General features: G+C 72.1%; 24 protein-coding genes, 2 tRNA genes and 1 pseudogene. 12 read left to right on the top strand and 15 right to left on the bottom strand.

What is annotated here, in order from left to right; all coding sequences use genetic code 11:
- Positions 1–7: 7 nt before the first annotated feature.
- The 6 genes from ACQ5SO_RS06710 to rimP form a co-directional block, all read right to left on the bottom strand.
- Positions 8–994, bottom strand: coding sequence for a sulfotransferase family 2 domain-containing protein (locus ACQ5SO_RS06710; protein ID WP_430940813.1), 987 nt, complete (start codon positions 992–994; stop codon positions 8–10).
- Between the two features lie 85 nt (positions 995–1,079).
- Entirely contained in the window at positions 1,080–1,523 is a 444-nt protein-coding gene (gene rbfA / locus ACQ5SO_RS06705) for a 30S ribosome-binding factor RbfA (RefSeq protein ID WP_430940812.1), read from the bottom strand.
- An 81-nt stretch (positions 1,524–1,604) separates the two neighbouring features.
- Complete coding sequence (gene infB, locus ACQ5SO_RS06700) at positions 1,605–4,682, bottom strand: translation initiation factor IF-2 (protein ID WP_430940811.1); 3,078 nt, start codon at positions 4,680–4,682, stop codon at positions 1,605–1,607.
- Positions 4,679–5,356, bottom strand: coding sequence for an RNA-binding protein (locus ACQ5SO_RS06695; RefSeq protein WP_430940810.1), 678 nt, complete (start codon positions 5,354–5,356; stop codon positions 4,679–4,681). The genes infB and ACQ5SO_RS06695 overlap by 4 nt, the downstream gene beginning before the upstream one ends.
- Positions 5,357–5,425: 69 nt before the next feature.
- Positions 5,426–7,189, bottom strand: coding sequence for a transcription termination factor NusA (gene nusA, locus ACQ5SO_RS06690; RefSeq protein WP_430940809.1), 1,764 nt, complete (start codon positions 7,187–7,189; stop codon positions 5,426–5,428).
- Positions 7,190–7,212: 23 nt separating this feature from the next.
- The gene (gene rimP / locus ACQ5SO_RS06685) at positions 7,213–7,878 is read right to left on the bottom strand and encodes a ribosome maturation factor RimP (RefSeq protein WP_430940808.1); all 666 of its coding nucleotides are present in this window, start codon (positions 7,876–7,878) and stop codon (positions 7,213–7,215) included.
- Between the two features lie 315 nt (positions 7,879–8,193).
- Between rimP and ACQ5SO_RS06680 the strand changes: the two genes are divergently transcribed.
- Positions 8,194–8,280, top strand: a tRNA-Leu gene (locus ACQ5SO_RS06680).
- 168 nt (positions 8,281–8,448) lie between these two features.
- Here ACQ5SO_RS06680 and ACQ5SO_RS06675 read toward each other — a convergent pair.
- Positions 8,449–9,381: pseudogene (locus ACQ5SO_RS06675) on the bottom strand (Hint domain-containing protein); the annotation flags it as partial.
- 216 nt (positions 9,382–9,597) lie between these two features.
- Here ACQ5SO_RS06675 and ACQ5SO_RS06670 point away from each other — a divergent pair.
- The 3 genes from ACQ5SO_RS06670 to ACQ5SO_RS06660 all read left to right on the top strand — a co-directional run bounded on the left by ACQ5SO_RS06670 (position 9,598) and on the right by ACQ5SO_RS06660 (position 11,518).
- Entirely contained in the window at positions 9,598–10,179 is a 582-nt protein-coding gene (locus ACQ5SO_RS06670; RefSeq protein WP_430940807.1) for a YqaA family protein, read from the top strand.
- Between the two features lie 52 nt (positions 10,180–10,231).
- The gene (locus ACQ5SO_RS06665; RefSeq protein WP_430940806.1) at positions 10,232–10,699 is read left to right on the top strand and encodes a disulfide bond formation protein B; all 468 of its coding nucleotides are present in this window, start codon (positions 10,232–10,234) and stop codon (positions 10,697–10,699) included.
- Positions 10,700–10,771: 72 nt separating this feature from the next.
- Positions 10,772–11,518, top strand: coding sequence for a hypothetical protein (locus tag ACQ5SO_RS06660; RefSeq protein WP_430940805.1), 747 nt, complete (start codon positions 10,772–10,774; stop codon positions 11,516–11,518).
- 239 nt (positions 11,519–11,757) lie between these two features.
- On the opposite strand, the gene ACQ5SO_RS06655 is transcribed toward ACQ5SO_RS06660, so the two are convergent.
- The 5 genes from ACQ5SO_RS06655 to ACQ5SO_RS06635 all read right to left on the bottom strand — a co-directional run bounded on the left by ACQ5SO_RS06655 (position 11,758) and on the right by ACQ5SO_RS06635 (position 16,259).
- Positions 11,758–12,351, bottom strand: coding sequence for an HNH endonuclease (locus tag ACQ5SO_RS06655; protein ID WP_430940804.1), 594 nt, complete (start codon positions 12,349–12,351; stop codon positions 11,758–11,760).
- 365 nt (positions 12,352–12,716) lie between these two features.
- Entirely contained in the window at positions 12,717–13,373 is a 657-nt protein-coding gene (locus tag ACQ5SO_RS06650) for an alpha/beta hydrolase (RefSeq protein WP_430940803.1), read from the bottom strand.
- 294 nt (positions 13,374–13,667) lie between these two features.
- Positions 13,668–14,324: a DNA-3-methyladenine glycosylase family protein gene (locus ACQ5SO_RS06645; RefSeq protein ID WP_430940802.1), complete on the bottom strand. Its 657-nt coding sequence runs from the start codon at positions 14,322–14,324 to the stop codon at positions 13,668–13,670.
- Between the two features lie 145 nt (positions 14,325–14,469).
- Entirely contained in the window at positions 14,470–15,183 is a 714-nt protein-coding gene (locus ACQ5SO_RS06640) for a PEP-CTERM sorting domain-containing protein (protein ID WP_430940801.1), read from the bottom strand.
- A gap of 620 nt (positions 15,184–15,803) precedes the next feature.
- Positions 15,804–16,259, bottom strand: coding sequence for a LysR family transcriptional regulator (locus ACQ5SO_RS06635; RefSeq protein ID WP_430940800.1), 456 nt, complete (start codon positions 16,257–16,259; stop codon positions 15,804–15,806).
- 120 nt (positions 16,260–16,379) lie between these two features.
- On the opposite strand from ACQ5SO_RS06635, the gene ACQ5SO_RS06630 reads away from it, so the two are divergent.
- The 5 genes from ACQ5SO_RS06630 to ACQ5SO_RS06610 all read left to right on the top strand — a co-directional run bounded on the left by ACQ5SO_RS06630 (position 16,380) and on the right by ACQ5SO_RS06610 (position 19,693).
- Positions 16,380–17,300, top strand: a complete 921-nt coding sequence (locus tag ACQ5SO_RS06630; protein ID WP_430940799.1) for an alpha/beta hydrolase — start codon at positions 16,380–16,382, stop codon at positions 17,298–17,300.
- Positions 17,301–17,375: 75 nt separating this feature from the next.
- Positions 17,376–17,753 (top strand): hypothetical protein, encoded by a 378-nt coding sequence (locus tag ACQ5SO_RS06625; RefSeq protein WP_430940798.1) that lies wholly within the window; start codon positions 17,376–17,378, stop codon positions 17,751–17,753.
- Positions 17,717–18,319 (top strand): alpha/beta hydrolase, encoded by a 603-nt coding sequence (locus tag ACQ5SO_RS06620; protein WP_430940797.1) that lies wholly within the window; start codon positions 17,717–17,719, stop codon positions 18,317–18,319. Before ACQ5SO_RS06625 ends, ACQ5SO_RS06620 begins: the two co-directional genes overlap by 37 nt.
- A 333-nt stretch (positions 18,320–18,652) precedes the next feature.
- Positions 18,653–18,745: transfer RNA gene (locus ACQ5SO_RS06615), tRNA-OTHER, on the top strand.
- Positions 18,746–18,760: 15 nt separating this feature from the next.
- A complete protein-coding gene (locus ACQ5SO_RS06610; RefSeq protein WP_430940796.1) occupies positions 18,761–19,693 on the top strand; it encodes a hypothetical protein in 933 nt (310 codons plus the stop codon).
- A gap of 212 nt (positions 19,694–19,905) precedes the next feature.
- Here ACQ5SO_RS06610 and ACQ5SO_RS06605 read toward each other — a convergent pair whose 3' ends face one another.
- A complete protein-coding gene (locus tag ACQ5SO_RS06605) occupies positions 19,906–20,814 on the bottom strand; it encodes a LysR substrate-binding domain-containing protein (RefSeq protein ID WP_430940795.1) in 909 nt (302 codons plus the stop codon).
- Positions 20,815–20,930: 116 nt separating this feature from the next.
- On the opposite strand from ACQ5SO_RS06605, the gene ACQ5SO_RS06600 reads away from it, so the two are divergent.
- Together ACQ5SO_RS06600 and ACQ5SO_RS06595 are read left to right on the top strand one after the other, a co-directional pair.
- Positions 20,931–21,797 carry a pirin family protein gene (locus tag ACQ5SO_RS06600; protein ID WP_430940794.1) on the top strand — a complete coding sequence of 289 codons (867 nt, stop codon included), beginning with the start codon at positions 20,931–20,933 and terminating at the stop codon, positions 21,795–21,797.
- A gap of 30 nt (positions 21,798–21,827) precedes the next feature.
- The gene (locus ACQ5SO_RS06595; protein WP_430940793.1) at positions 21,828–22,367 is read left to right on the top strand and encodes an NADPH-dependent FMN reductase; all 540 of its coding nucleotides are present in this window, start codon (positions 21,828–21,830) and stop codon (positions 22,365–22,367) included.
- 33 nt (positions 22,368–22,400) lie between these two features.
- On the opposite strand, the gene ACQ5SO_RS06590 is transcribed toward ACQ5SO_RS06595, so the two are convergent.
- The gene (locus tag ACQ5SO_RS06590; protein WP_430940792.1) at positions 22,401–22,952 is read right to left on the bottom strand and encodes a nucleoside deaminase; all 552 of its coding nucleotides are present in this window, start codon (positions 22,950–22,952) and stop codon (positions 22,401–22,403) included.
- A gap of 4 nt (positions 22,953–22,956) precedes the next feature.
- Positions 22,957–23,655: an FMN-dependent NADH-azoreductase gene (locus ACQ5SO_RS06585; RefSeq protein ID WP_430940791.1), complete on the bottom strand. Its 699-nt coding sequence runs from the start codon at positions 23,653–23,655 to the stop codon at positions 22,957–22,959.
- A 254-nt stretch (positions 23,656–23,909) separates the two neighbouring features.
- Between ACQ5SO_RS06585 and ACQ5SO_RS06580 the strand changes: the two genes are divergently transcribed.
- Entirely contained in the window at positions 23,910–24,773 is an 864-nt protein-coding gene (locus tag ACQ5SO_RS06580; RefSeq protein ID WP_430940790.1) for a LysR substrate-binding domain-containing protein, read from the top strand.
- Positions 24,774–25,148 lie beyond the last annotated feature (375 nt).

Below are 25,148 nucleotides of genomic sequence, written 5' to 3'. Positions count from 1 at the left end.
GCCAATGTCAGGCGACGCCGAACCTCGTCCGCGCCGCTTCGAGCGCGTGGTCATACAATTCGCGGTCGCGCGGGTAAATGGCGTCGATGGCGGCGCGGCGGGCGGGGGTCAGCACCGCGTCGCGCGGCGCCGGGCGCGGCGCGGCGTTGCGCACCGGCACCCGGGCGAGGATCTCGCGGATCTCGGGGATCGCGGGTTCCAGCAGGTCGCCCACCATCTTCTCCGCCGCCGGCACCGGGATGCGCAGCAGCCGCAGCGCCCGCGCCCGGTGCAGCCGCGCCGCCTGCGGGCGCCAGTGCGGGTTCAGCTTCATCGCGCCGGGGGCCCTGGCGATCGAGGCCGCCGCCTCCTCGATCAGCGCGTCGAACACCGCGCCATGCGCCTCGACGTCGTCCGGGTCCGCGTGGACCGGCGCGCCGCGGGCCCCGAGCCGCTCGCGCAGCCAGGGGAAGGCGCGGTCCGAATGCACCTTGTCGAAATAGAGCGACAGCAGCCGGTCCGCCGGGTCGCGCACCAGCACGAAGCCGTAGGGCGAGGCCGCGACCTGGAGCGGCGTGACATGGACCGCGCGCAACAGGTCCCGGTCCTGGGTGCGGTGGATGTCGAGCGGGTGCGGATGCGGGCGCGGGTTGTCCAGCAGCCACAGCAGGTTCTTGAGCCAGGTGCAGCCGCACTTGGCGATCGGCAGCGCGTAGACCGGCGCGCGGCGGGCGGTCAGCAGCAGCGCGGGCAGGTCGCGCGGCAGGTCGGCGGCGCTGGCGCGCCGGTCCTGCGCGGGGGGCGGCCCCTCGGGCGGGGCGGCGGCGGGGGCCGGGGCCTCGCCGCGCAGGCCCCGCAGCGCGGCGGCGATGGCGGCGAGGCCGGGGACCTGCATCTCCGACGCCTCGGGCGTCGCGGCGGCCATGCGGACGGCGTCGGAGCCGAGCGCCTCCTGCAACGGCGAGGGGCGGAGCCCGGCGTCGAACGGGGGCGCGGGGCGGGCGGAATGGGTCATGCGGTCGGGCCTCCGGGCTCAGCCGACGACCCGCGGCGCAGGGCAGGGGGGCGCGCCCCCGGCCCGCGCATCCGCACGGCCGTCGTCAGTCGTCTTTCGTCCCCTCGGGCGAGGACGCCCCGTCGCTCCCGTCCCGGCCTTCGACATCGGCGCGCACCACGTCGGAATTCAGCAGGCGCCGCGCTTCGTCCATCCGGTCATACGCATCATCGCGAATGAAGCTAAGATCCGGTGAATACTTCAGCCGCACCTCCTTCGCGATGGCGCGGCGCAGCTCGCCCTTGTTGCGCTTGAGGGCGGCGAGAGCCTCCTCCGCCTCGAAGCCGCCGAGCGGCAGCACGAAGGCGGTGGCGTTGCGCAGGTCGGGCGACACGCGCACCTCGGACACGGTGATCGACAGGCGCGCAAGCGTGTCGTCATGGATGTCGCCGCGCAGCAGCGCGCCGGAAAGCGCGCGCCGGATCTCCTCGCCCACTTTCAACTGGCGCTGGGACGGGCCGGAGGCGCCGCCGAACTTGTTCTTGCCCATCTCGGTCGTTCCCTGGGAGTGAATGGGAACGGGCCGCCCGTCGCCGGGCGGCCCGCGTGATCGTTTCGCCGTCCGGGCGGATCAGAGCGTGCGCTCGATCTCCTCGGTGGTGAAGATCTCGATGACGTCGCCGGGGCGGATGTCGTCGTAGTTCTCGAAGGCCATGCCGCATTCCTGGCCCATGCGCACCTCGGACACCTCGTCCTTGAAGCGCTTGAGCGTCTTGAGCTTGCCCTCGTGGATCACGACGTCGTCGCGCAGCAGGCGGACGCCCGCGGCACGGCGCGCCACGCCGTCGGAGACCTCGCAGCCCGCGACCTTGCCGACGCCGGTGACCTTGAAGACCTCCTTGATCTTCGCGTAGCCGATGAAGGTTTCGCGGACCTCGGGGCTCAGCAGGCCGGCGGCCGCCGACTTCACGTCGTCCACCAGGTCGTAGATCACCGAGTAGTACCGGATCTCCACGCCCTTCTGGTTGGCCGATTCGCGGGCCGGGGCGTTGGCGCGGACGTTGAAGCCGATGATCGGGGCCTTGGAGGCCTCGGCCAGCGTGACGTCCGATTCGGTGATCGCGCCGACGCCGGAGTGGAGCACGCGGACCCGCACCTCGTCGTTGCCGATCTTCTCCATCGCCTGGACGATCGCCTCGTTCGAGCCCTGCACGTCCGCCTTCACGACGATCGGCAGCTCGGACACGTTCTCGTCCGCCTTGGCCTGGGCCAGCAGCTGGTCGAGCGTGGTCCGGGACCCCGCGGCGGCCTGCTTTTCCTTGGCCTTGCGCTGGCGGTACTCGGCGATCTCGCGGGCGCGGCCCTCGCTCTCGACGACGTTCAGAACGTCGCCGGCCTCGGGCGTGCCCTGCAGGCCGAGAACCTCGACCGGAACCGACGGGCCCGCTTCTTCCACGCGCTCGCCCTGGTCGTTGACCAGCGCGCGCACGCGGCCCCACTGCTCGCCCACGACGAAGATGTCGCCGCGCTTGAGGGTGCCGCGCTGCACCAGCACGGTGGCCACGGGGCCGCGGCCGACATCCAGCTTCGCCTCGATCACGGCGCCCTCGGCGGCGCGGTCGGGGTTGGCCTTAAGCTCCAGCAGCTCCGCCTGCATCGCGATGTTCTCGAGCAGAAGATCGAGGCCCTGGCCGGTCTTGGCCGACACCTCGACGTCGAGCACGTCGCCCGACATCTCCTCCACGATCACCTCGTGCTGCAGCAGCTCGGTGCGGACCTTGTTCGGGTCGGCGGCCGGCTTGTCGCACTTGTTGATCGCCACGATCATCGGCACGTTCGCCGCTTTCGCGTGGTGGATCGCCTCGATCGTCTGCGGCATCACCGAATCGTCGGCGGCCACGACCAGCACGACGACGTCCGTCACCTGCGCGCCGCGGGCGCGCATCGAGGTGAAGGCGGCGTGGCCGGGAGTGTCGAGGAAGGTCACCAGCGCGCCGCCCTCGGTCTTCACCTGGTAGGCGCCGATATGCTGGGTGATCCCGCCCGCCTCGCCGGCGACGACGTTGGCCTTGCGCAGGGCGTCGAGGACCGAGGTCTTGCCGTGGTCCACGTGGCCCATGATCGTCACCACCGGGGCGCGGGGCTTGAGGTCCTCGGGCTTGTCCTCGGTGGTCTCGATGACGTTCTCGACATCCGATTCGGAGACGCGCACGACGCGGTGGCCGAACTCCTCGACCACCAGCTCGGCGGTTTCGGAGTCGAGCGTGTCGTTGATGGTGACCATCATGCCGCTCTTGAACAGGGCCTTCACCACCTCGGCGGCGCGCTCGGCCATGCGGTTGGCGAGCTCCTGCACCGTGATCGCGTCGGGCACGTTCACGTCGCGCGTCACCTTCTCTCGCGGCTCCTGGTTGCCGCCCGACTTGCGCCGGTCACGCTCCGCACGGCGGCGCATGGAGGCCATGGACCGCTGGCGGCCGCCCTCGTCGCCGGAGGTGGCGCGCGAGATGGTCAGCTTGCCGGTGCGCCGGCCGCCGCCGCCGCCCGGGCCGCGATCGTTGCGGCCGGTGCGCGGCTTGCGGTCGTCGGCGGCCGGGGCCGCCGCGGGACGGCGGCGCGCGGCGCGGTCGTCGCCCGCGCCCGGCTCGGGCGGGGCGAGGGTCGGGTCGGCGGCGTCGGAGCGCGGGGAGGCGGCGGGACGCGCACGCTTCTCACGCGCGGCCTCGGCGGCCTTCTTGCGCTTCTCCTCCTCGGCGCGCTGGGCCGCTTCGGCCTCCTCGCGCTCGCGGCGGATCTGCGCCTCCTTCTCCTTGCGCTCGCGCTCTTCCTTCTCGGTGCGCAGGCGCTCCAGCTCGTCGGCGCGGGCCTTGGCCTCGGCCTCCTCGCGGGCGCGGCGGGCGCCCTCGGACCGCTTGGCCAGCTCGAGCGCGCGCTTGCGGCGCTCGACTTCCTCGCGGCTCAGGTTCTGGTTGGCGCCGCCCGCGGCGGCGGCGCGGCCGCGGCCGCCCGCAGCGCCGCGCCCGGCGGGCGCGCCGCGGCCGCCCGCGGCCGGTTTCTCGGCGCGCGCGGGACGGGCGGGTTTCTCGGCGGCGGGGGCGGGGGCGGGCTTCGCCGCCTCGGCCTCGGCCTTCGCCTTCTTCACGTCCGCGGCGCGGGCGATGATCCTGGGCCCGGGCGCAGCCGGGGCGGCGGGCGCCGCCGGGGCGGGCTCGGGCTTCGCCTCGACCTTGGGTTCGGGCGCCTTTTCAGGGGCCGACTCGGCCGCGGGGGCCGGCGCAGCCTCGGGCGCGGGGGCCGCGGGGGCCTCCGGCGCGGCGGCTGCGGGGGCGTCGCCCTCGGCCGCCTCGGCGCGCGATTTCTCGGCCGCGGCCTTCTCGGCCGCCGCGTCCGCGGCCTTCTGGGCCGCGATCAGGCGCGCGCGGCGCTCGGCTTCCTCGCGGGAAACCGGGCTCAGCACCTTGCCCTTGGGGGCGCGGCGCTGCGGCGCCTGGGCCGCCTCTTCGCGGCGCTCGCCCTCGGCGGGGCGCGCCGCAGGGGCGGCCGCCGCGGGTTTCGGCGTCGCGACGCGCCGACGCTTCTGTTCGACCACCACCGTCTTGGTGCGGCCGTGACTGAAGCTCTGGCGCACCCGGGTCGGACCCCCGCCGCCGCCGCCTCGGCCGCCGCGCTGGTTTCCGCCGGATTTGTTGTCGCCGTCCGTATCGCTCATATACCGTTCCTCACCCCGATCCCTTCGGGGTCCGCATCATTCCGCGCGTCATCCGCCGCACAAGGCCTGAAACCGGAGAGCCGGTTCACCTCGCGCAACACGCGCCGGGTCGCGCCGCCTTCGTCCAGAGCGGCGTGTATCACAAATTCCCGGCCGAAAGCCAAACCCAATTCCTCGCTTGTGAGGCAACGGATGATCGTTGCGTCCCCAGCGAGGCCTCTGAGCCTTGCCTGGCCCTGGTCCGAGCCGTCCGAGGCGGCGACGAGCGCGCCCACGGGGCCCTGTTTCAGCCGGGCCTTTACCTTTTCGAACCCGGTGACTGCAAGTCCCGCCTTGCGGGCCATCGCCACCGCGTCCACCGCCCGCCGGGTCAGCAGGCGCTCCGTCAGATCAACCAGATCCTCGGGAACCACCGCCTGCGCCCTGGCGGCGCGGGAGAAGAGGCGTTTCTTCGCCGCAGTCTCCAGCGCCTCGCGCGAAGCGGTCACCCAGATCCCCCGTCCCGGCAGCTTCTCCGCCAGGTCGGGGGTGACGACGCCGTCGGGCGACAGCACGAAGCGGATCATCGGTTCGGTGGGACCGCTCTCGCCGCTGACGATGCAGCGCCGCTCGGGCTCGTCCCTGTCCTTCGTCCGTCCGCCTCGGGCCATGTGCCGTCCGTCCACGCCGTCCATTCGTCATCCGCCCCGAAAAGCCGGGGGCGGGGCGGCGTCCGGGACCCCTTGCGGGGGCCCGGAAACCGGTCAGCCGCGCGGGGTCTCTTCCGCGTCGGAATCATCCTCTTCGGCCGCGGCCTCGCCGAGATCGGCGAGCGCATCGGCCGCGTCGTCGTCGGCCGGGGCGGCGGAGGTTCCGAACACCTCGTCGGCCAGGGCGCCGCCGTCGGCATACGCCTCTTCGCGGTCCTCGCCCTCTTCGCCCTCGAGATAGCCCTCTTCCTCTTCGCCCTCGAACACCACCTCGGACGGATCGACCAGGCCGACGATGACGCGGGCGGTCATGATCAGGCTCTGGGCCTCGTCCAGGGACATGTCGAAGGCCTCGAGCAGGCCGTCTTCCTTGATCCGCTTGCCCTCGAGCTGGGTCCAGCCGCCGGCCAGCTCCCAGTCCGCGCAGGTGGCGAAATCGTGGAGGGTCAGCACGCCGTCCTTGGCCAGGGCCAGGATCATCTGCGGGGTCAGGCCCTCGAACTCGATCAGGTCGGCCTCGGCCCCGAGGGCCTTCGCCTCCTCCAGCGCCTTGGCGTTCATCTCGTCGAGCGATTCGCGGGCGCGGGCCTGAAGGTCCTCGGCGATGTCCCCGTCGACGCCGTCGATGGCCATCAGCTCGTCGGCCTCGACATAGGCGACTTCCTCGAGGGTGGTGAAGCCTTCCGACACCAGCAGCTGCGCGACCATCTCGTCGACATTCATGGTGTCCATGAACATCTTCGAACGCTCGGCGAACTCGGCCTGGCGGCGGGCGGATTCCTCTTCCTCGGTCAGGATGTCGATGTCCCAGCCGGTCAGCTGCGAGGCGAGGCGCACGTTCTGGCCGCGGCGGCCGATGGCGAGCGAGAGCTGCTCGTCCGGCACCACGACCTCGATGCGGCGGGCGTCCTCGTCCATGACGACCTTGGCGACTTCCGCGGGCTGCAGCGCGTTGACGATGAAGGTCGCCGCGTCCTCGTTCCACGGGATGATGTCGATCTTCTCGCCGCCCAGCTCCTGCACCACGGCCTGGACGCGGGAGCCGCGCATGCCGACGCAGGCGCCGACCGGGTCGATGGCGCCGTCATAGGAGATGACGGCGATCTTGGCGCGCGAGCCGGGATCGCGGGCCACGCCCTTGATCTCGATGACGCCGTCGTAGATCTCCGGCACTTCCATCTTGAACAGCTCGGCCATGAATTCCGGCGCGGTGCGGCTCAGGAAGATCTGCGGCCCGCGCTGCTCGCGGCGCACGTCCTTGACGAAGGCGCGGATGCGGTCGCCGGTGCGGAACATCTCGCGCGGGATCAGCTGGTCGCGGCGCAGCATGCCCTCGCCGCGGCCGATATCGACCACCACGTTGCCGTATTCCACGCGCTTGACCGAGCCGTTGATGATCTGGCCGATGCGGTCCTTGAACTCGTCGTACTGGCGCTCGCGCTCGGCCTCGCGGACCTTCTGCACGATGACCTGCTTGGCGGTCTGGGCGGCGATGCGCCCGAATTCCAGCGTCGGCACCGGCTCGCTCATCACGTCGCCCAGCTCGGCGTCGGGGTTCAGGGCCTGGGCGTCGCGCAGGCTCATCTCGGTGAAGTGATTCTCCACCTCCTCGACCACCTCGCGGGCGCGGGACATGTGCAGCTCGCCCGTCTTGCGGTCGATGTTGCAGCGGATGTCGTATTCCGCGCCGAAGCGGGAACGGGCGGCCTTGGCGAGGCTGTCCTCCATCGCTTCGATCACCAGCTCGGGCTCGATCAGCTTCTCGCGCGCGACGGCGTCGGCGATCTGAAGAAGCTCCAGTCTGTTGGCGCTGACCATGGTCCGCTCTCCGTACTCTCGTCTCAGTGCCGGCGGACCGGCGCGTCATCCGCGCGGTCGCCGTCGTCCTCGGCGTCGCCGCCATCCTCGCCGTCCGCGTCGTCGGCGGCCTCGTCGTCTTCCTCGACCGCGTCGAAGGCGGTCGCGTCGAATTCGCCGCCCTGGGCGCCCGGAACCGGGGCCCGGCCCTTGAGCGACTCGGCGATCAGCTCATCCGTCAGGATCAGCTTGGCTTCCGAGATCAGGTCCATCGACAGCCCGATGATCCCTTCCTGGATGCGCAGCAGCACCTCGCCGTCCTCGAAGCCTTCCAGCACGCCCTTGAAGCGGCGGCGGCCCTCGATCGCCTCGGCGGTCTCGATCTTCGCGTTCCAGCCGGCCCAGCGCTCGAACGCCTCGGGGGTCGTCAGCGGCCGGTCGATGCCGGGCGACGAGATCTCGAGGCTGTAGGCGCTCTCGATCGGGTCCTCGACATCGAGGACGGCCGAGAGGGCGCGGCTGAGTTCGGCGCAGTCGTCGACGCCCATGGAGCCGTCGGGACGCTCGGCCATGACCTGCACCGTCTTGTGGTCCTTGGCGCCGGCCATGAGGCGGACGCGCACGAGGCCGAAGCCCATGCCCTCGACGGTGGGCTGGATGATCTCGGCCAGGCGGCGGTCGATGGCGGTCTTGGCGACCAGGTCGGTCACGGGCGATTCCCTCTTGCGATGGCGGGGCGTGAAAAACACGAAAGGCGGGCCTTAGCGGCCCGCCCTCCCGGTCCGGTCGACCCTGCCCGATGGGGCTGGATCGCCGCTATGTGACGGCGGATATACGCCCGTGCGGCGGCGGATGCAAGGGGCGGCGGCGCGATGGGCGCCCGGCGGGGCGGGCCGGGGTCGTTTTGCGGGGGCTTGCGGGGCGCTTTCGGGGGCGCGCCCGGGTGGCGGGGGCGATGATTTCGGGGGCGGGGCGGTGCGGGATGCGTTGACGGGCGCCGCGCGCCCCGTATAGTCGCCGCGCCCGCCCGGATGGCGGAACTGGTAGACGCAGCGGATTCAAAATCCGCCGGCCGAAAGGCCATGTGGGTTCGAGTCCCACTCCGGGCACCATGGGCTTCGCCCCGCCGCAAGCCGCTCCGCCGTCTCGCGCCGCGACAGCAGCGGGCGCGCGGCCTGCGCCGGGTCCGCGCCGTCGGGTCCCAGGTCGGGCCGCAGGGCCAGGATCTCCGCCCGCTCCCGCGCCGCCATCTTGCGCATCGCCACCGGGCCGGGATGGAAGCTCTCGCACGCCGTCCCTTCCGCGATCAGCACCTCGTGCCGCGCCAGCAGCAGCGAGACATAGGTCACCGCCCCCAGCCGCCGGTCCCGCGACACGCCGGGCAGGCCCAGGAACCCCACCGCGGGGCCGAGCGCTTCGGGGGCGTCCCCGCCATGTCCGCCCGCGCCGCGATCCTCCATGCCCCCGCGCAGCAGCAGCCGGTGCTGGGGCGAGAGCAGCATCGCCCGCGCCGGCCTCCCCGGCCCCAGCGCCCCGGCCTCGAACCGGATCGGGCGGCGGCGGTCCTCCGGCCCGTCGAAGACCAGCGCCCGCCGCCCGACCCAGAGGAGCCTGCGCGGGCCGCCGTCCAGGGTCAGCACCGGCCGCCCCGCCCGCAGCGCGCCCGCGGGACAGGGGCCGTTCGGGGCGGCGATCAGCACGTCCGCGGCGAAGCAGGTGACGCTGGCATAGGGGGTGGAGTTGCTGGTCCCGTCGAAGCTGTAGACCGGGTCGCCGTCGCGGCTCTGGGTGGGGGTGTAGGTCGCCCCGGCCCAGGGCGCGGGCAGGCCGTCGGCGGGCACGAAGCCGACATTGACCGTGCCGATGCGCAGCACGAACACCTCGATCCAGCCGCTCTGGAGCAGGGAGAACGAGTTGTAGACGGGGGTTCCGGCGGCGTAGGTGACGCCGTTGACGGTGGCGTCGGCGGCGAGGACCTGCTGCACGCCGGCGTCATTGCCCGCGTCGTCGAAGCTCGAATCGTCGTCGGTGATCTGGATCGGCGTCGCCGGGGCGCCGGTATAGGTGTAGGTGATGTTCACCCAGCTGGAGCGGCCGGCGTCATAGCCCGCCGCGGCGGGGTCGTTGGCGTGGGTGTCGGTCTCGAGCTGCGACTGGGTGAGGGTTCCGTTATGGCTCACCACGGTCCAGTCGTAGACGGCGATCGTCGGCATCCGCGTCCCTCCCCTCGGCCCGGGTCCCGGGCCGCGTCGCGGTCCCGGACCGGGCCCGGGCGCAAGGGTGGCGGGGAAGGGTGAAGACGGCGTTTACCGGGGCGGCGGGGTTTACCGGGGCGGGCCGCGACCCGACGCGCCTTTCCTCGTCCATTTCCCCGCGTTATCACCTGACGCGGCGCAGCATCCGCGCCGGAAGCCGCGCCGGAGACCCCCATGCTGCGCCGAACCTATGACTGGGTGATCGACCAGGCCGAGAAGCCCTGGGCGCTGTTCACCCTCGCCGCGGTGGCCTTCATCGAAAGCTCGGTCTTCCCGATCCCGCCGGACGTGATGCTGATCCCGATGATCATCGCCGCCCCCACCCGGGCCTGGCTGATCGCCGCGGTCTGCACCGCCGCCTCGGTCGCGGGGGGCGCCTTCGGCTGGTGGATCGGGGCCGAGTTCTTCGACAGCATCGGCCGCCCGGTGCTGGAATTCTACGGCAAGGACGGCAAGTTCGACGAGCTGGCCATCGCCTATAACGACCAGGGCTTCTGGGCGGTGCTGATCGCCGGGGTCACGCCGTTCCCCTACAAGGTCATCACGATCTTTTCAGGTGTCACCGGCCTCGATTTCTGGACCTTCATGGCGACCTCGGTGCTGGCGCGGGGGCTGCGCTTCTTCATCGTCGCCGCCCTGCTGTGGAAGTTCGGCGCCCCGATCCGCGACTTCATCGAGCGCCGCTTCGGCCTCGTCGCCACCGTCGCCATCGCGCTGCTGATCGGCGGGTTCGCCGCGGCGCGCTTCCTGCTCTGACCCCGTTCGGGCCCAGGCCCGTTCAAGCCTGACGCCTGCCAAGGAGCCGCCCATGCGCCTCGCGCCCCACATCCTCGTGCAGCTCGCCGCCGGCGGCTCGCTCGGCCTGCTGGCCGGGGCGTTCTTCTTCCAGCACGTCATGGGCCTCGCGCCCTGCGAGATGTGCATCTGGCAGCGCTGGCCGCACGCCGCCGCTATCGCCCTCGGCATCGCCGCGCTGGCGGTCCCGTCCCTGCTGCGCCCCGCCGCGGCGCTCGGGGCGCTGGCGATGGCGGTCTCGGCCGGGCTGGCGCTGCTGCACACGGGCGTCGAGCGCAAGTGGTGGGAAGGGATCACCGAATGCTCGGTCGGGCAGGGGAACGGGCTCTCGGCCGACGACCTGCTGGCCGAGATCCTCGCCGCCCCCGTCGTGCGCTGCGACGAGGTGGCGTGGGAGCTGCTGGGCCTGTCGATGGCGAGCTGGAACGGGATCATCTCTCTCGCGCTGCTGGCCTGCTGGGCGTTGGCGCTGCGGCGCTGAGCGGCCCGCGGCGGCGTGCGTTCCCGGCAGGGGGCGTGATAGGCTGCGCCCGGACCTGACCGGGAGAGAGCCATGAGACGCCGCCCCCGCGCCCCCCGGGGCGTTGTGTTTTCCGCCATCGCGCTCTCGATCCTCGCCGCGCCCCTGCCGGGCCTGGCCGAGGGCATGGCGCATGACGGCCATGGCGCGGGCATGAAGCATGTCGAGGGCATGCAGCACGGCGGCCACGGCGAGGGAATGCACCACGGCGCGCACGCCGGGGGCATGCATGGCGATGGCGCCCATGCGGGCGGCATGGCCGGGGGCGGCATGGATCACGGCGGCCACGGCGAGGGCGACGACTGGCGGCCCGAGGGCGCGCTGCCCTTCGAGGTCGGGCAGGGCGCCTTCGCCGCCATCGCCGAGATCGTGGCCCTGCTCCAGGCCGATCCCGACACCGACTGGCGCCGCGTCGACATCCCCGCCCTCGCCGCCCACCTGCGCGACATGGACGCCCTGATGACCGAGCTTCTGCCCCGCGCCGAGCCGATCCCCGGCGGCGCCCGCTTCACCATCCACCGGGACGAGCCGGGCGGCGCCGCGGCCTGGCGGATGATCCCGGCGCACATGCCGATGGTCGAGGCGGAGCTGGGCGTGTCGGCTGGGATCGCGATGGAAGAGGGCGTGCTGACCCTCTCGGTCACCGGGCCCGAGGGGGCCGAGGCGATGATCCGCGGGCTCGGCCTGCAGGGGCTGATGGCGACGGGCGCGCATCACCAGCCGCACCACCTCGCCATCGCCTCGGGGCGCGATCCGCACGCGCAGGGCCACGCGCACTGAATAGCAGGTCCGCGCCGGGAGCGGGCGGCCTCGGGGGGCATGAAGCCCCCGCTCGCCCGCCCGCGCCGCGCCGGTCTGCGGCGCGCCCGTGGCGGCGGCGGCGCCGGCGCGGCGGCGACCCATGGCGCGCGCGGGGGCGCGTCCCCGTGCGGAGCGGCGCGCCCCCGCGCGGTCCTCTCCGGGCCGGATCGCGCCGCCCTCTCCCAAAAAAAACGACCGCACGCGGGCGGTCGGAAGGGTCACGGGTCCAGCGGGGCGTCCCAGTAGAGGAAGTCCATCCAGCTTTCGTGAAGGTGGTTCGGCGGGAAGCGGCGGCCGGCGTTGCGCAGCTCCTCCGCCCCCGGCCTGCGCGGCGGATGGCGCAGCCGCATCCCCGCCTGCGCCAGGGTCTTGGACCCCTTGCGCAGGTTGCAGGGTCCGCAGGCGGCCACCACGTTCTCCCAGGTCGTGCGCCCGCCGCGGGCGCGCGGGATCACGTGGTCGAAGGTCATGTCCCCCTTCGCCCCGCAATACTGGCAGGAGAACCCGTCCCGCAGGAACAGGTTGAACCGGGTGAAGGCGGCCATCCGGCCGGGCTTCACGTAGTCGCGCAGCACCACCACCGAGGGCAGGCGGAACTCGGCCGAGGGCGAGCGCGCGACGGCGTCGTATTCGGCGACGATGGACACCCGGTCGAGGAAGACGGCCTTCACCGCCTCCTGCCAGGGCCAGAGCGACAGGGGAAAATAGGACAGCGGACGGTAATCCGCGTTCAACACCAGCGCCGGGTGCTCCCGCAATCGGGCGGGAGACCGGACGAAATTGCTGGCGTAAGGGTCGTGATGGGCGTGCATGCTTCCCGTCCCTTGGCGACGTTTGACCGGCGCGGGACGGGACGAACCCGTCCCAGATGAGTCCACTATATCTCGCGTTAACGAGACGGCAACTCCCATGATCGTGGGGGTCGCAGCGAATTGCAGCGATCCTGCCCGGGTTCGACGACGGTTTCGCGACAGGGCGCGCGGTTTTCCCGGGCGGCGGCGGCGGGGCGGGCGCCCGGGCGCGCGCCGGCGCGGGCCTGCGCGCGCGGGGGCGCATCGGGGCGCGCGCAAGGGAAGCGGGCCGCGCGAAAGGGAAAGGGGGCGCAGGGCCCCGCGGCCCTGCACCCCCCCAATCCGGTCTCGCCAGCGGCGGCGGGGGCTGCGCCCCGCCCGGGCGCTCAGCCCAGACGGTCCTGCATGAAGCGCAGCGCCAGGCCCAGCCCGTCCGGCGCGATGCCGTGGCCGACCCCGCGCGACACGTGCGTCGCCACCTGGAACCCCGCCCCGGTCAGCGCCTCGGCCGCTTTGGGCATGTCCGAGGGCGGCACCATGTCGTCCATGTCGCCATGCACCAGCAGCACCGGCGGGCGCACCTTCACCTCTTCCTCCAGCCGCTCGGGGACCAGCAGGCGGCCCGAGAAGCCGACGATCCCGGCATAGGGCGTCTCGCGCCGCGGGGCGACGTGCAGGGACATCATCGTGCCCTGCGAGAAGCCGACGAGGCAGGTCTGCGCCGGGGGAATGCCGGTCTCGGCCTCGGCCTGGTCGAGGAAATCGTTGAGCGAGGTGACGGCGGCGTCGAAGCCCGCCTGCATCTGCGCCTCGGTGGACCCGTCGAGCCGCGGGATCGGGAACCACTGGTAGCCCATCGGGTTCATCACGCTGCGCTCGGGCGCGTTGGGGGCCATGAACATGGTGTTGGGCATGTGCTCGGCCAGGACGTCGCCGATGCCGATCAGGTCGTTCCCGTCGGCGCCGTAGCCATGCAGGAAGATCACGAGGGACTGGGCGTCGCCGGACTGGGCGTCGCGGGTCGGGCCGGAAAGGGTGGTCATGGTGCGGCGTCCTCCTGCGCTGCGGCTTGGGTCGGGGACATGGGTAGCGCGCGCCGGGGCGCGGCGAAACCCCCGGCAGGCGCGGGGCGGGCCGCCGCCGGGCCGCCGCCTGCCTGCGCGCCGGGGGCAGGCGGGCGCGCGGCATCGGGGCAGGCGGCGCGGGCGTCCGAGCGGGGGCTTCACGCCCCCCGAGGCCGCCCGCACCTCCCCTGGGGCGCCCGGGGGCGGATCCGTCCGCTCAGGGGGGCGGGGCCCCCGTTCGCGGGCCGGAGGGCGGCGCGCCGCCGCCCGCGCTCAGCCCAGGCCCTCGCGCCCCTTCAGCACCCGGTAATACGCCCAGAGCGCCCGCGCCGCCACCGCCCGCCAGGGCGCCCACGCCTCGGCCATCCGCGCGAAATCCTTCGGTTTCGGGCGTTCGGGCAACCCGAACGCCGCCCGCGCGCTTTCCTGCAGCGCAAGGTCCCCCGGCGCGAACACATCCGCGCGCCCGAGGGAGAACATCAGGTAGATCTCGGCCGTCCACGCCCCGATCCCCGGCACGGCGGTCAGCGCCGCCCGCACCGCCTCCTCCGGCGCCGCGCGCAGCCCGTCCCAGTCGATCCCCGCCGCCGCCAGCGCCCGCGCGTACCGCACCTTGGGGCGCGAGAGGCCGCAGCCCCGCAGCGCCTCCTCCTCCATCGCCAGCAGCCGGGCGGGATCATCCGCGCCCGCCGCCTCGAGGCGCGCCCAGATCCCCGCCGCCGCCGCCACGCTGATCTGCTGCGAGACGACGGCGGAGAGCAGCGCCGCGAACCCGTCCGGGCGGCGGCGCAGCGGTATCTCCAGCCCCGCCGCCTGCACCGCCGCCTCGATCGCGGCGAAGCGCGGCTCCACGCGGCGCAGGTGGGCCATGCCCTCGGCGATGCAGGCCTCGGTCTCGATGATGCGGAACGGCGGCGTCATGGCGGCCATCAGGGCGTGGCCCGCCGCCCGCGGTCAAGCCCGGCGGGCCGGCGCGGCCAAGGGGGCGGCCGCGCAAAAGGGGCGCGCCGCGGCGGCGCGCCCCTCCCTGGTCCGTCCAGAGCTCCGATCCTGCGCCCGATCCTGCCACTGGGCCTCAGCCCCGGCGGCGACGCCCCACGAGGCCGAGCGCCCCCAGCCCCAGCAGCGCCAGCGGCGCCGCGGCGGGCAGCGGCACGTCCGAGGGCGGCGGCGTGTCGTCCACCGCGGTGATCGAGACGTTGTCGAAGCTGTAGACCACCCCGGCGAAGCCCGGGAAGGACAGCGAGGCCGAGGTGAAGGCCGAAGCCGTGTCGATGATGCCGAAGAAAGCCTCGTCGAAAGCGTCGGTCCCGCTGCCCAGGCCCTGCGACTCGAAACTGTTCAGCGTCACGCCCGCGGCGCTCACCGAGATCTCGTCCGCGAACACGTCGAAATCGTTCGGCATCTGGATGTCGATGCCGAAGGCGAAGCTGGGCCCGAAGCTGAAATCGATCACGTCGCCGGAGCCCAGGAAGGCCGCCGTGGCGCCGCCGTCGAGGGTGAAGCCGACCGACTGCGCACCGGTGCTGGTGGGGTGATCCGCGATCACCAGCTCGCCGGCGGCGCCGCCGAACAGCGCGTAGTTGTGGGTGATGCCCCCGACCGTCCCGCCATCGGGGATCACCGTGCCGAGCGCGGGGCCCTCATAGCTTTCATCGACCTGGGTATGCCCCGCGATCGCGGCGACCGCGGTCTCGAAGGCGGCGCGGTCGGTATAGGTCACCGGCGCCGCGGCGGCGGCGGTGGCGAGGCAGGCGCCGATCGCGGCGCAGGCTGTGGTTCTGTACATGTCTTCTCCCCAGAAGCGGGCCGATCCCCAGAGGCGCCTTCGCCCCGGTTCGGAGCATTGGCGCGTGGCCCGTGAAGAACAGGGAGGGTAACGCATTTCGGTTGTGCAATAAACCGCGCCGGACTCCCTGGATTGTATTCACCCGTCGTTCAGCCCACCGGGCGCGCGCCCGGATGGCGAGGACCCGCGCGCCCGGGCGGGCGCGGCGCCTGCGCTGCGAAGGGGAATGGCGCACCCGAGAGGATTCGACCCCATGACCTGCCCCCTTGGCGGGGCGTGCGGTGCGGGCGGCACGTGGTTGAAACGAAGGCTGGAATTCCCCCGTGGCGCGTGATCCGCGCGGGATGCGCGCCAATCCGTGAGCCGCTTCGCTCTCGAGGCTTCCAGGGCGATGGATTGGGAGCCGGGACGCACTGGGCGCCTCCGCCCATGGCTGGTCCCATCCCGGGCAAGCTCCTGGCGGCGGCTGCGGGCGGGACGGCGCCCTGCGCCGCCGGACCGGCGCGGGACCGTTTCGACGGATCGCATCGGTCCAATCATCTCTCGGCGCGGACGGCCGAATGATCCGGGCCGAGCGGGTTTGAATTCGCCGCCCCCGGGCATCGCCCCAACCCGGAGCGTCAGCCGTCGGCCCGCCGTCTGAGCGCCGCGTCGAACCGCTCCGCCACGATGTCGGTCAGGCCATAGTCGACCGCAACCTCGACCGTCACCTCGGGATGCTCTTCGACGAAGGCGGAGACCACGGGCGTCAGGACCGTCCGGGCCGCATGTTCCACGGCGGTGATGCGGATCAGGCCCGATGGCCGCTCGCTCAGCTCGCCCGGTTCCTCGAGACTCTCGCCGATGTCGCGCAGCATCGGCGCGACGCGCGCGACCAGCCGCGCGCCCGCCTCGGTCGGGGCGACGGAGCGGGTGGTGCGCGCCAGCAGCCGCACGCCCAGGCGGTCCTCCAGCCGCCGCACGATCCGGCTCAGCGCCGACTGGGACACGCCCAGCCGCCGCGCCGCCTTCGTGAAGCTGCGCTCCTCCGCCGCCGTCACCAGCGCCGACAGGTCGGCCAGGTCCTCGCGTCTCATTGATCATCCTGCTTACAGGCGAACGCAGGATTGAGCAGATCATCAAGCGCCGCCCCGGGGTCCATCCTGGCGTCAGGCCCGGGCGCAGGCGCTGCGCAGCCCCGGATGGAAGACGGCACGATGCCGAAGATCAGCTTCACCAACGCGAACAGCCCCGCGATCGAGATCTCCGCGGTGATCGATTTCCCCGACGGCTTCGACGAGACCCGGACCTGCCCGGCCGTCGTCGTCTCCCACCCCGGCGGCGGGGTGAAGGAGCAGACCGCCGGGACCTGCGCGGCCCGGCTGGCCGAGGCGGGCTTCGCGACCATCGCCTGCGACGCCTCCTGCCAGGGCGAGAGCGGCGGCGCGCTGCGCCGGCTGGCCCCCCCCCACATCCGCACCGAGGATGTCAGCGCGGTCATCGACCACCTCACCACGCTGCCCTTCGTCGACAATGACCGCATCGGCGCCATGGGCGTCTGCGCCGGCGCCGGCTGCACCGCCGACGCCGCCATCGTGGATCGCCGCATCAAGGCGGTGGGCACGGTCAGCGCGGTCAACATCGGCGCGATGTTCCGCAACGGCTGGACCGGCGAGGTGAAGTCCGGGGACGCGATCCCGCTGCTGGAGGCGGGCTCGGCCGCCCGCACCTCCGACGCCTCCGGCGCGCCGACGGCGACCATGCCGCTCGCCCCGATGAAGGAGGAGGACGCCCCGAACGAGGAGCTGCGGCAGGCCTGGGAGCACCACCACACCCAGCGCGCCCAGTGCGCCGCCGCCCCCGGCTTCGCCACCGCCCGCAGCCTGGACCAGATCGTCGCCTGTGACGCCTGCGCCATGGCCGAGACGTTCCTGACCCAGCCGCTGCAGATCGTGGCGGGCGCCGAGGCGGGCAGCAAGTGGATGTCCGACGACCTCTTCGCCCGCGCCGCCAGCGCCGAGAAGGACCTGCACGTCGTCGAGGGCGCTGACCACATGCAGTTCTACGACGGCGAGGTCTGCGTGGCCGAGGCGGTCGCGAAGCTCGCGCCCTTCTTCCACCGCCACCTGGGCGACTGAACCCGCCCCGCGTCCCGCCCGATGCCGGGCGGGGCGCGCCCCTTCCCCATTCACCCCCGACCGGGAGCGACCGCCATGACCGCCGCCACGCGGAAAGCGGCCTTCCGCAACGCCGACATGGCCTGGGACATGTCCGCCCTGGTCCTGTTCCCGCCGGAGGTCGACGAGACCGGGGCCTGGCCGACCATCGTCAGCGTCCACCCGTTCGGCAGCTGCTGGGAGCAGACCTCCAGCGCCGTGTACGGCGCGGCGCCGGGGCAGGAAGGCTTCGTCACCATCGCCCATGACGGCAGGTTCCAGGGCGAATCCGGCGGCGCCCCCGCTGGGTCGAGGACCCGTCGCAACGGGTCGAGGACGTCGGCCGGGTCATCGACCACGCCGTCACGCTTCCCTGTGTCGACGCCGGCCGGATCGGCGTGCTCGGCATCTGCGGCGGCGGCGGCTACGCGCTGAACGCTGCGCTGACCGAGAAGCGGATCAAGGCCGTGGTCGGGATCGCCCCGGTCAATCTCGGCCGCCTGTTCCGCGAGAGCTTCAGCGGCTTCGATCCGCTCGGCGCCCTGCAGGCGATGGCGGCGCAGCGCACCGCCGAGGCGCGCGGCGGCGCGCTCCGTGTCGACGAGCTGCTGCCCGCAAGCCCCGCCGAGGCCGCCGGGCTGACCGACCGCGACGTCGCCGAGGCGACGGAGCACTGCAAGACCCGGCGCGGCGCGCAGCCGGGCGGCGCGACGCGGATGCTGTTCTCTCACGCGCAGAAGGCCCTCTCATGGGACGCGTTCGCCTACGCCGAGATGCTGATGACCCAGCCGATGATGGTGGTGATCGGCCGCAAGGTCGGCGCGTTCGGCGCCTGCCGGGACGGCTCGGAGATCTACGGACGCGCCACCGCCTCGGCCGACCGGCGCATGGTGGAGCTGGAGGACGGGTCGCACGACGATCTCTACGACAGGCCGGAGCCGGTCGGGCAGGCGATGGCCGAAATCGGGCCGTTCCTGAAGCGCCACCTGGCGGCGGCGTAGCGGCCGCGTGGCGACCTTCGCCGCGGGAGGCCACCCGCCTTCCGACGCGCTGGAGAGAGAAGGTGTGCTCGGGGCCGTGACATGAGCGGGGGGGGGGCAGGATGGGCTTAGAGCGGTCGTTCGCTGCGTCCAGAACGGAGGTCCGCTTCGGGCGGAATGCGGTCATTCGCTGCGCACGCAACGAACCCCAACAGGGCGCTGCGCCCTGCAGGCAGCGAGTCAGATCCCACTCAATATTCACCAAATCGTCAAAAGCCATGCCTCCCCCGCTGAGACCCGTCTCTGACAAAATTGCGGTTGACAAATCCTTAACGGCCATGAGACCAAGGCTAAGTGCTCGTAGCTCAAATGGTAGAGCATCCGCCTTTATAAAGCTTTGGCTTCCTTAGAGCGGATGATGTGCGTTCGATTCGCGCCGGCACGCCAAATTCGGAATCAATCATGACGCTCTACATTTCCAAAAGTCGCTCAAAGAAGGCGTTTAAGTCCCTCCTTGGAAATGCAAACCATCTAATCATTACTGCGCTGGTTGGACTCGAAGCGGTGCAGCGCGGATGCATTTGGGAAGCGCCGCCTGAATTAAGAGTCGCATGGTCTCCAAAGAATTTTGCGGCTTCAGCAAAGCGCAGTCGCAGGCTTGTGCTGGACATGGCGCTTATTAGGGCAGTCGACGCGATTGACGTATATCTTCGCGAGTCAGTGCGAAAGCCGGCGCTGATACAATGCTCGAAGCTCCGAGGTGACCTAGATAGCGCCGGAACAAGCATTTTCCAAAAAATTTTAGCTGTAGAAGGCAAGTATGCAGAGCTCGATCGCCTTCCGATGGCGATTATTTTCTTAATGATCTCATGGCGAAATAAAAGTGCTCACTCGGAAGCCAGCTTCGAGGTGTCCAAGGGGCACGTATCTGTCTTGGAGGACAGGAGCGCTGAGCTATCTGAGCGCTTTAGCGGACTTAGTTCCAAAGTTCTTCTTGAAGGCTACAAGGCCGCCAGGCCAGTGACATTTAAAGAAGTGGCATCCTTGATAAATGCCGCCCACCACTTCATTGAAGACCTAGATGCTGAATTGATTCGGAATCTGGACACCGATAGGTATCTGCGGGATGCTATTTGGAATTATTTGGCGAGCACACAACGGCCCGGAGAACGGGCTGAAGAAGCTCGGAAGCGACGAGCTGTTAGCGTTTGGGGAAAGGATGCCCGAAATCGTGGGGATGCAGTTGTTAAATGCATAAAACAGCTCGGATTCTCCTCCGAAGCCCCCAGCAGTGATTTCTATGCAGTCATTTCAGGTGATTTAATTAAAGATCTAATGGAATTTACGCCGCAGGAAGTTCTGTCTTGGGCGCGAAAAAGCTCAGACCAAACATGATCAGCGAACGCTTTGAGGAATTAATTTAAATATCTGGCCAATAATTTGTACTTTGCATTTCTGCGGAAAATTAGGCCGATTGCGACGCGGTGGCATTGAGAGCAAACAGAGGGATTCAAAAGGTGCAGCGCGGACATTCGCTCCGCCCGGCGCAAAGGTCCGCAAAGGGCCGCCCGCCGCCGTCGCCGACCAGCACGCGCGCAACGTCGGTCTCAGCCGCCCCCCGCCATGACCCCCGGCAACTCGCGAACCAGGAACCCCGCCAGGGCGTCGACCTGAGGCGGATTTCCCCGCCGCTCATGCATCAGGAGGCTGATCTCCGGCGTCCCGGCGGTCCAGTCCGGCAGGATCCGGCCCAGCCGCCCCGCCGCGACATCCTCTGCGCAGACATAGCGCGGCAGCGCCGCGACCCCGAGCCCCGCGGCGGCGGCCTGCTTCAGGCTGACCATGTCGTCGCTGCGCATCCGCGCCGCGTAGGGCGCCGAGGCGCCGGTCCCGTCCGGCCCCTGCAACGACCACGCATCGCCCCCGGGCCGCCAGCCGAGCGCGAGACCCGGCAGGCCCTCGAGATCCGCCGGCGTCGCCCCGGGCCCGAGGCGCTGCGCAAGCGCCGGCGCGCCGTAAAGACCCCAGGGGACGGTCGCGATGCGCCGCTGGATCAGCCCCGAATCCGGCAACAGCTTCAAATGCCCCCGCAAGGCCAGGTCGACGCCGTCGCCGACCAGGTCCGCGAACGCGTTCGAGGCCTGGAGCCGCAGCGCCACCCGCGGATGCTCGGCCAGGAAGCGCGGCAGGATCGGGGCGAGCGCGAATTGCGCGACCCCGACCGAGCAGGACAGGGTCGCCGCCCCCTCCAGCGCCCGCCCGTCGCCGCGCGCCGCGGCCTCGGCCGAGGCCATGCAGTCCAGCGCCTTCCGGGCGTGGCGGTAATAGGCCTCGCCCGCCTCGGTCAGCGACATGCGCCGCGAATTCCGGTTCAGAAGCCGCACGCCGAGGCTGTCTTCAAGGGCCTTCACCTGGCGGCTGAGCCGCGACTTCGGAACGCCCAGCGCCCGGGCCGCCGCCGAGAAGCCCTGTTTCTCCACCACCTGCACCAGGTGCCATGCGGGATTGAGGTCCATCGCCCGCGCCTCCCATGCCGCCCATCGTTCCATATTCAGAACGAAGGGTTCCAAGATCACCATATTCTGCGCCGCGCGTCCCGTCAGTAGGTTCTTTCCCAGCACAGGAGGCGACCATGACCGCACAGACCAGACGACAGATCCAGCAGGCCGACGCCGCCGTCGCCGCGATCCGGCACGGCGAGCAGATGGCCCGCGGCGCCGGGTTCGAGGCGCTGAGCTTCACCCACCGCCGGCTCGACGGGCTGATGGACCCGCTGCTCATGGTCGATCATTTCACCATGACCGCGCCGACCTTCCCGCCCCACGCCCATGCCGGGCTCTCGGCCGTGAGCGTGCTGTTCGAGGACAGCGTCGGCGGGTTTCGCAACCGGGACAGCCTGGGGAACGACGTCGTGCTGGCCCCCGGGGATCTCTACTGGCTGACGGCCGCCCGCGGCGCGGTGCATGACGAGGCGCCGACGCCCGGATCGCGCACCCATGCGCTGCAGCTCTTCGTCAACCTGCCCGCGGCGCGCAAGCTGGACGCGCCGGCCGCGCTGCATGTTCCCGCGGCGCGGATGCCGGTGATCGAAGGCCCGGGCCACCGGGTGCGGGTGATGACCGGGCGCAGCGGCGGGGTCGTCGGCGCCGCGCCCCCCGCGCCGGACTTCACCATCCTCGACATCGCGCTGGAGGCGGGCGGCGGCTTCGCCCATGCCCTCGCGCCCGGCGCGGCGGCCTGGCTGCACGCGATCCGCGGCGCGGCGGAGGTGGAGATCGACGGCGCCCGCCACGAGCTGACCGGCGCCGCCGCGCTCGCCGTCCATGGCGCGCGAAAGGTGCGCCTGCGCAGCGACGGGGGCGGGCAGGTCGCGCTGCTGTCCGGCGCGCCCCTGCGCGAAGCCTTCGTGCAGAAGGGCCCCTTCGCGATGCGCGACGAGGCGCAGCTGGCCGCGGTGACCGCCGCCCACGCGGCGGGCGCGCTCGGCGCGCTCGACTGAGCCTTATCCATTCCGGACGGGAGAACAGCCATGAAGATCCTCGCCTTCGGCGCCAGCACCAGCGGCGCCTCCATCAACCGGGCCCTTGCGGGCTTCGCCGCGTCGCTGGTTCCCGGCGCGGAGGTCGAGCTTCTGGACCTGCGGGCGTTCCAGCCGCCGCTCTTCAGCGAAGACCTCGAGGCCGAGATCGGGCAGCCCCCTGCGGCCCGGGCGTTCCTTGCGCGGATCGCCGCCGCGGACGCGCTGGTCGTGTCCTTCGCCGAGCACAACGGCTCCTACACCGCCGCCTGGAAGAACCTGTTCGACTGGGCGAGCCGGATCGAGCGGAAGGTGTTCCAGGACAAGCCGGCGGTGTATCTCGCGGCCTCGCCCGGCCCCGGCGGCGGCGGGTCCGTGCTGGAGGCGGCCAAGGGCTCGGCGGGGGTCTTCGGCGCGGACCTGCGGGCCGCGGTCTCCGTCGCCCGCTTCCACGAGGTGTTCGACGCGGGGGCGGGGCGGGTCACCGACCGGGCGGTGCTGGCGCAGCTGACCGCCGCGGCCGGGGCGCTGGCGCTGGCGGAGGCCGCCTGAGCCGCCGCCGCCCGGGCGGGGCCGGGGCCGGTCTCAGCCGCCCCGGCCCCGCCGGATGGGTCGATCCGCCGCCATGGACGCCGCCATGGACGCCGCCTTGGGCGCGGCCCCGAGCGCCGCCTCGGCGCCCGGGACCGGATGGTGGCGGCAGGTGGGCCGCATGTCCTCGGCCGCCGGGGCGAGCAGGGCGTACCCGTCCCGGTAGTCGTAGCCCCGCGCCGCCGCGGCGTCCCTGTCGACGGCGTATCGGATCTCCCCGATCCCGGCGACGCGGGCCGCCGCCCGGCACAGCACGCAGGGCTCGGCCGAGGCGACCAGGATCAGCCCCGACAGGTCGCTCGACCGCCGCCGCCGCCCGGCGTCGCGCAGGGCCTCGACCTCGGCATGGGCGAGCGGGTCGTGATCGCGCCGGACCGTGTTGACCCCCTCGCCCAGGATCGTCCCGTCGGGGGCCGCCACCAGCGCGCCGAAAGGGGCGCCCCCTTCGGCGGCGTTGCGCGCGGCGAGCGCGACGGCGCGGCGCAGCAGCGCCTCCAGCCGCGCCGCATCTTCGATCACGGGGGCGGCGACAGGCGTCCTCGCCATCCGCTCAGGCCGCCGCCGGGGCGCCGCGGCCCGCGCTTGCGGCGGCGAGGGCCCGGGCGAGCCGCACCGCCTCGTCTTCCGCCGCGCGCAGCGACGCCTCGAGGCGGGCGTCCGCGAACTCGTCGTATTCGGCCGCGATCTCGTGCACCTCGGTGACGCCGATATAGGCGAAGGCGGTTCGGATCGACGCCTCGACATGGTTCTGGGCGGCCAGTCGCTCGCCCGGCCCGTAGCCGAAATCGCCGCGGGAGGAGAGGATCACCAGCGTCTTGCCCGCGGGGACCATCGGCCAGTAGGGCGCGCCGTCGCGGCTGCGGTCGAAGCCGAAGGTGCGCCCGACGCGGACGATATTGTCGATCCAGGCCTTGAACTGGGCGGGGACGCTGAAGTTGTACATCGGGACCCCGGCGACGATCACGTCGGCTTCCAGCAGCTCGTCCACCAGCCGGTCGCTTTCAGCCAGGGCGTCGGCCATCCAGGGCTCGCGCGCTTCGGGCGGCGTGAAAGCGGCGTGGATCCAGTCGCCGGTGACCGGCGCCGGCGGGGCCAGGCCGACATCCCGGCGGATGACCTGGTCATCGGGGCGCGCCTGGGCCCAGGCCTCGACGAACCGGGCGCTCAGGCGGCGGGTGTGAGAGCCGTGGCGCGCCGCGTCGGACCGGCCGGGGCGGGCGCTGGCGTCGATATGCAGAAGGGTGGTCATGGCTGTGGTCTCCGTCGTTGAGTGGGGGGGTGGCGGGAGGGGTCGGGTCGCAGGGCAGATGTACGGACGGGCCGGAGCGACCGCAAAAGCGGATATCGCATCCATGGATGCGGAAAATTCATCTGTCCGGCTGCGGGCGCGGCGGAAGGCTCGCCTTGAACCCCTGCAAAATGGGCGGACGGAATGCCGCCCCGCCGCGGCTCCCGCTTTCCAACGCAAGCATGGCTCATGTACAAAACGGCATGAAACGCGCGATGCCCTCCCTTCCCGCCCTGCGCGCCTTCGAGGCCGCCGCCCGGCTCGGCAGCTTCAAGGAGGCGGCCGAGCGGCTCTCCGTCACCCCGACGGCGGTGTCCCACCACGTCCGCGGGCTGGAGCAGGCCCTGGGCGTCCCGCTCTTCACGCGCGACGTGCGCGCGGTGCGCCTGACCGAGGCGGGCCGGCGCCTCGCCCTGCGCCTGACGGCGGCGTTCGGCGAGATCGAGGCGGCGCTGGAGGAGGTCGAGACCGAGGCGCACGCGCTGCGCATCGCGACCACGCCGGCCTTCGCCGCGCTGTGGCTCGCGCCCCGGCTGCAGGGTTTCCAGGACGCCCATCCGGAGATCCGGATCCAGGTCGACGCGGGGGTCGAGCCGGTGGATCTGCATCGCGACCGCCGGATCGATCTCGCGATCCGCTACGGCGCGGAGGAGGGCGCGGGCCTGCACGCCGCCCCGCTGCGCCGCGAGGGCTTCGGGCTCTACGGCGCGCCGGAGCTGGTCGCGCGGACGGGCGACCTGGGCGCGGCGACGGTGCTGGCCACCGCCTGGCGGCGGACCGGCCGCGCGCCGGTCGCGCCGGAGGACTGGCTGGAGGCGTTCGCGCCGGGCGCCGCGCCGCAGATCCGGTGGTTCGACCAGGAGCATCACGCCGTGCACTGCGCCATCGCGGGGCAGGGGCTGGCGTTCCTGAGCGACGTCCTCGCCTCCGACCTGGCCGGGCGCGGGCTGCTGGCCCCCTGGCGCGAGGGCGCGGCGGTCCCGGGTCTTCGTTACACGCTGCTGACCTTGCCCGAGCGGCGGCGCAGCCGGGCCATCGCCCTGTTCACCCGTTGGATCGAGCGCTGCTTCTCCGAGTGACGGCGCCGCTCGGACGGCGGATCACGCCGCGGCGGGCAGCCCGGCCGAAGCCCGTAGCGGCGTCGCTGCACGCAGCGCGGCGACCGGCATGGGCGGAAGCCGTTCAGGGCGAAGGGGGCGGCCTGGTGGGGTTGCGCGCATGGGAACGGCGCTTCGGTGCAGGGGGCAGCGTTGAATTCTGCCAACCGCGCGCGGTCTGCGCGCATTGCTCCGGCTGCCAGGCAGGAGGCGATGAGCTGGGTCAGGCAAGCGGGAATTCGCCTGACCGGCCGAGGGGAAACAATTTTCCAGGCAGGCGGGGTGGCGACTCCGATAGGCTTTCGGGAGGTTGCGGTAAGCCATTGGCCGCGAAGGCGCTCGGGTGGGGAGCGCGGG

It is taken from the genome of Rhodovulum sp. DZ06 (assembly GCF_050586345.1).
Taxonomy (GTDB): domain Bacteria; phylum Pseudomonadota; class Alphaproteobacteria; order Rhodobacterales; family Rhodobacteraceae; genus JBOCEF01.
The sequence above is the reverse complement of the archived record's forward strand: the minus strand, read 5'-3'. Positions and strand labels throughout refer to the sequence as shown.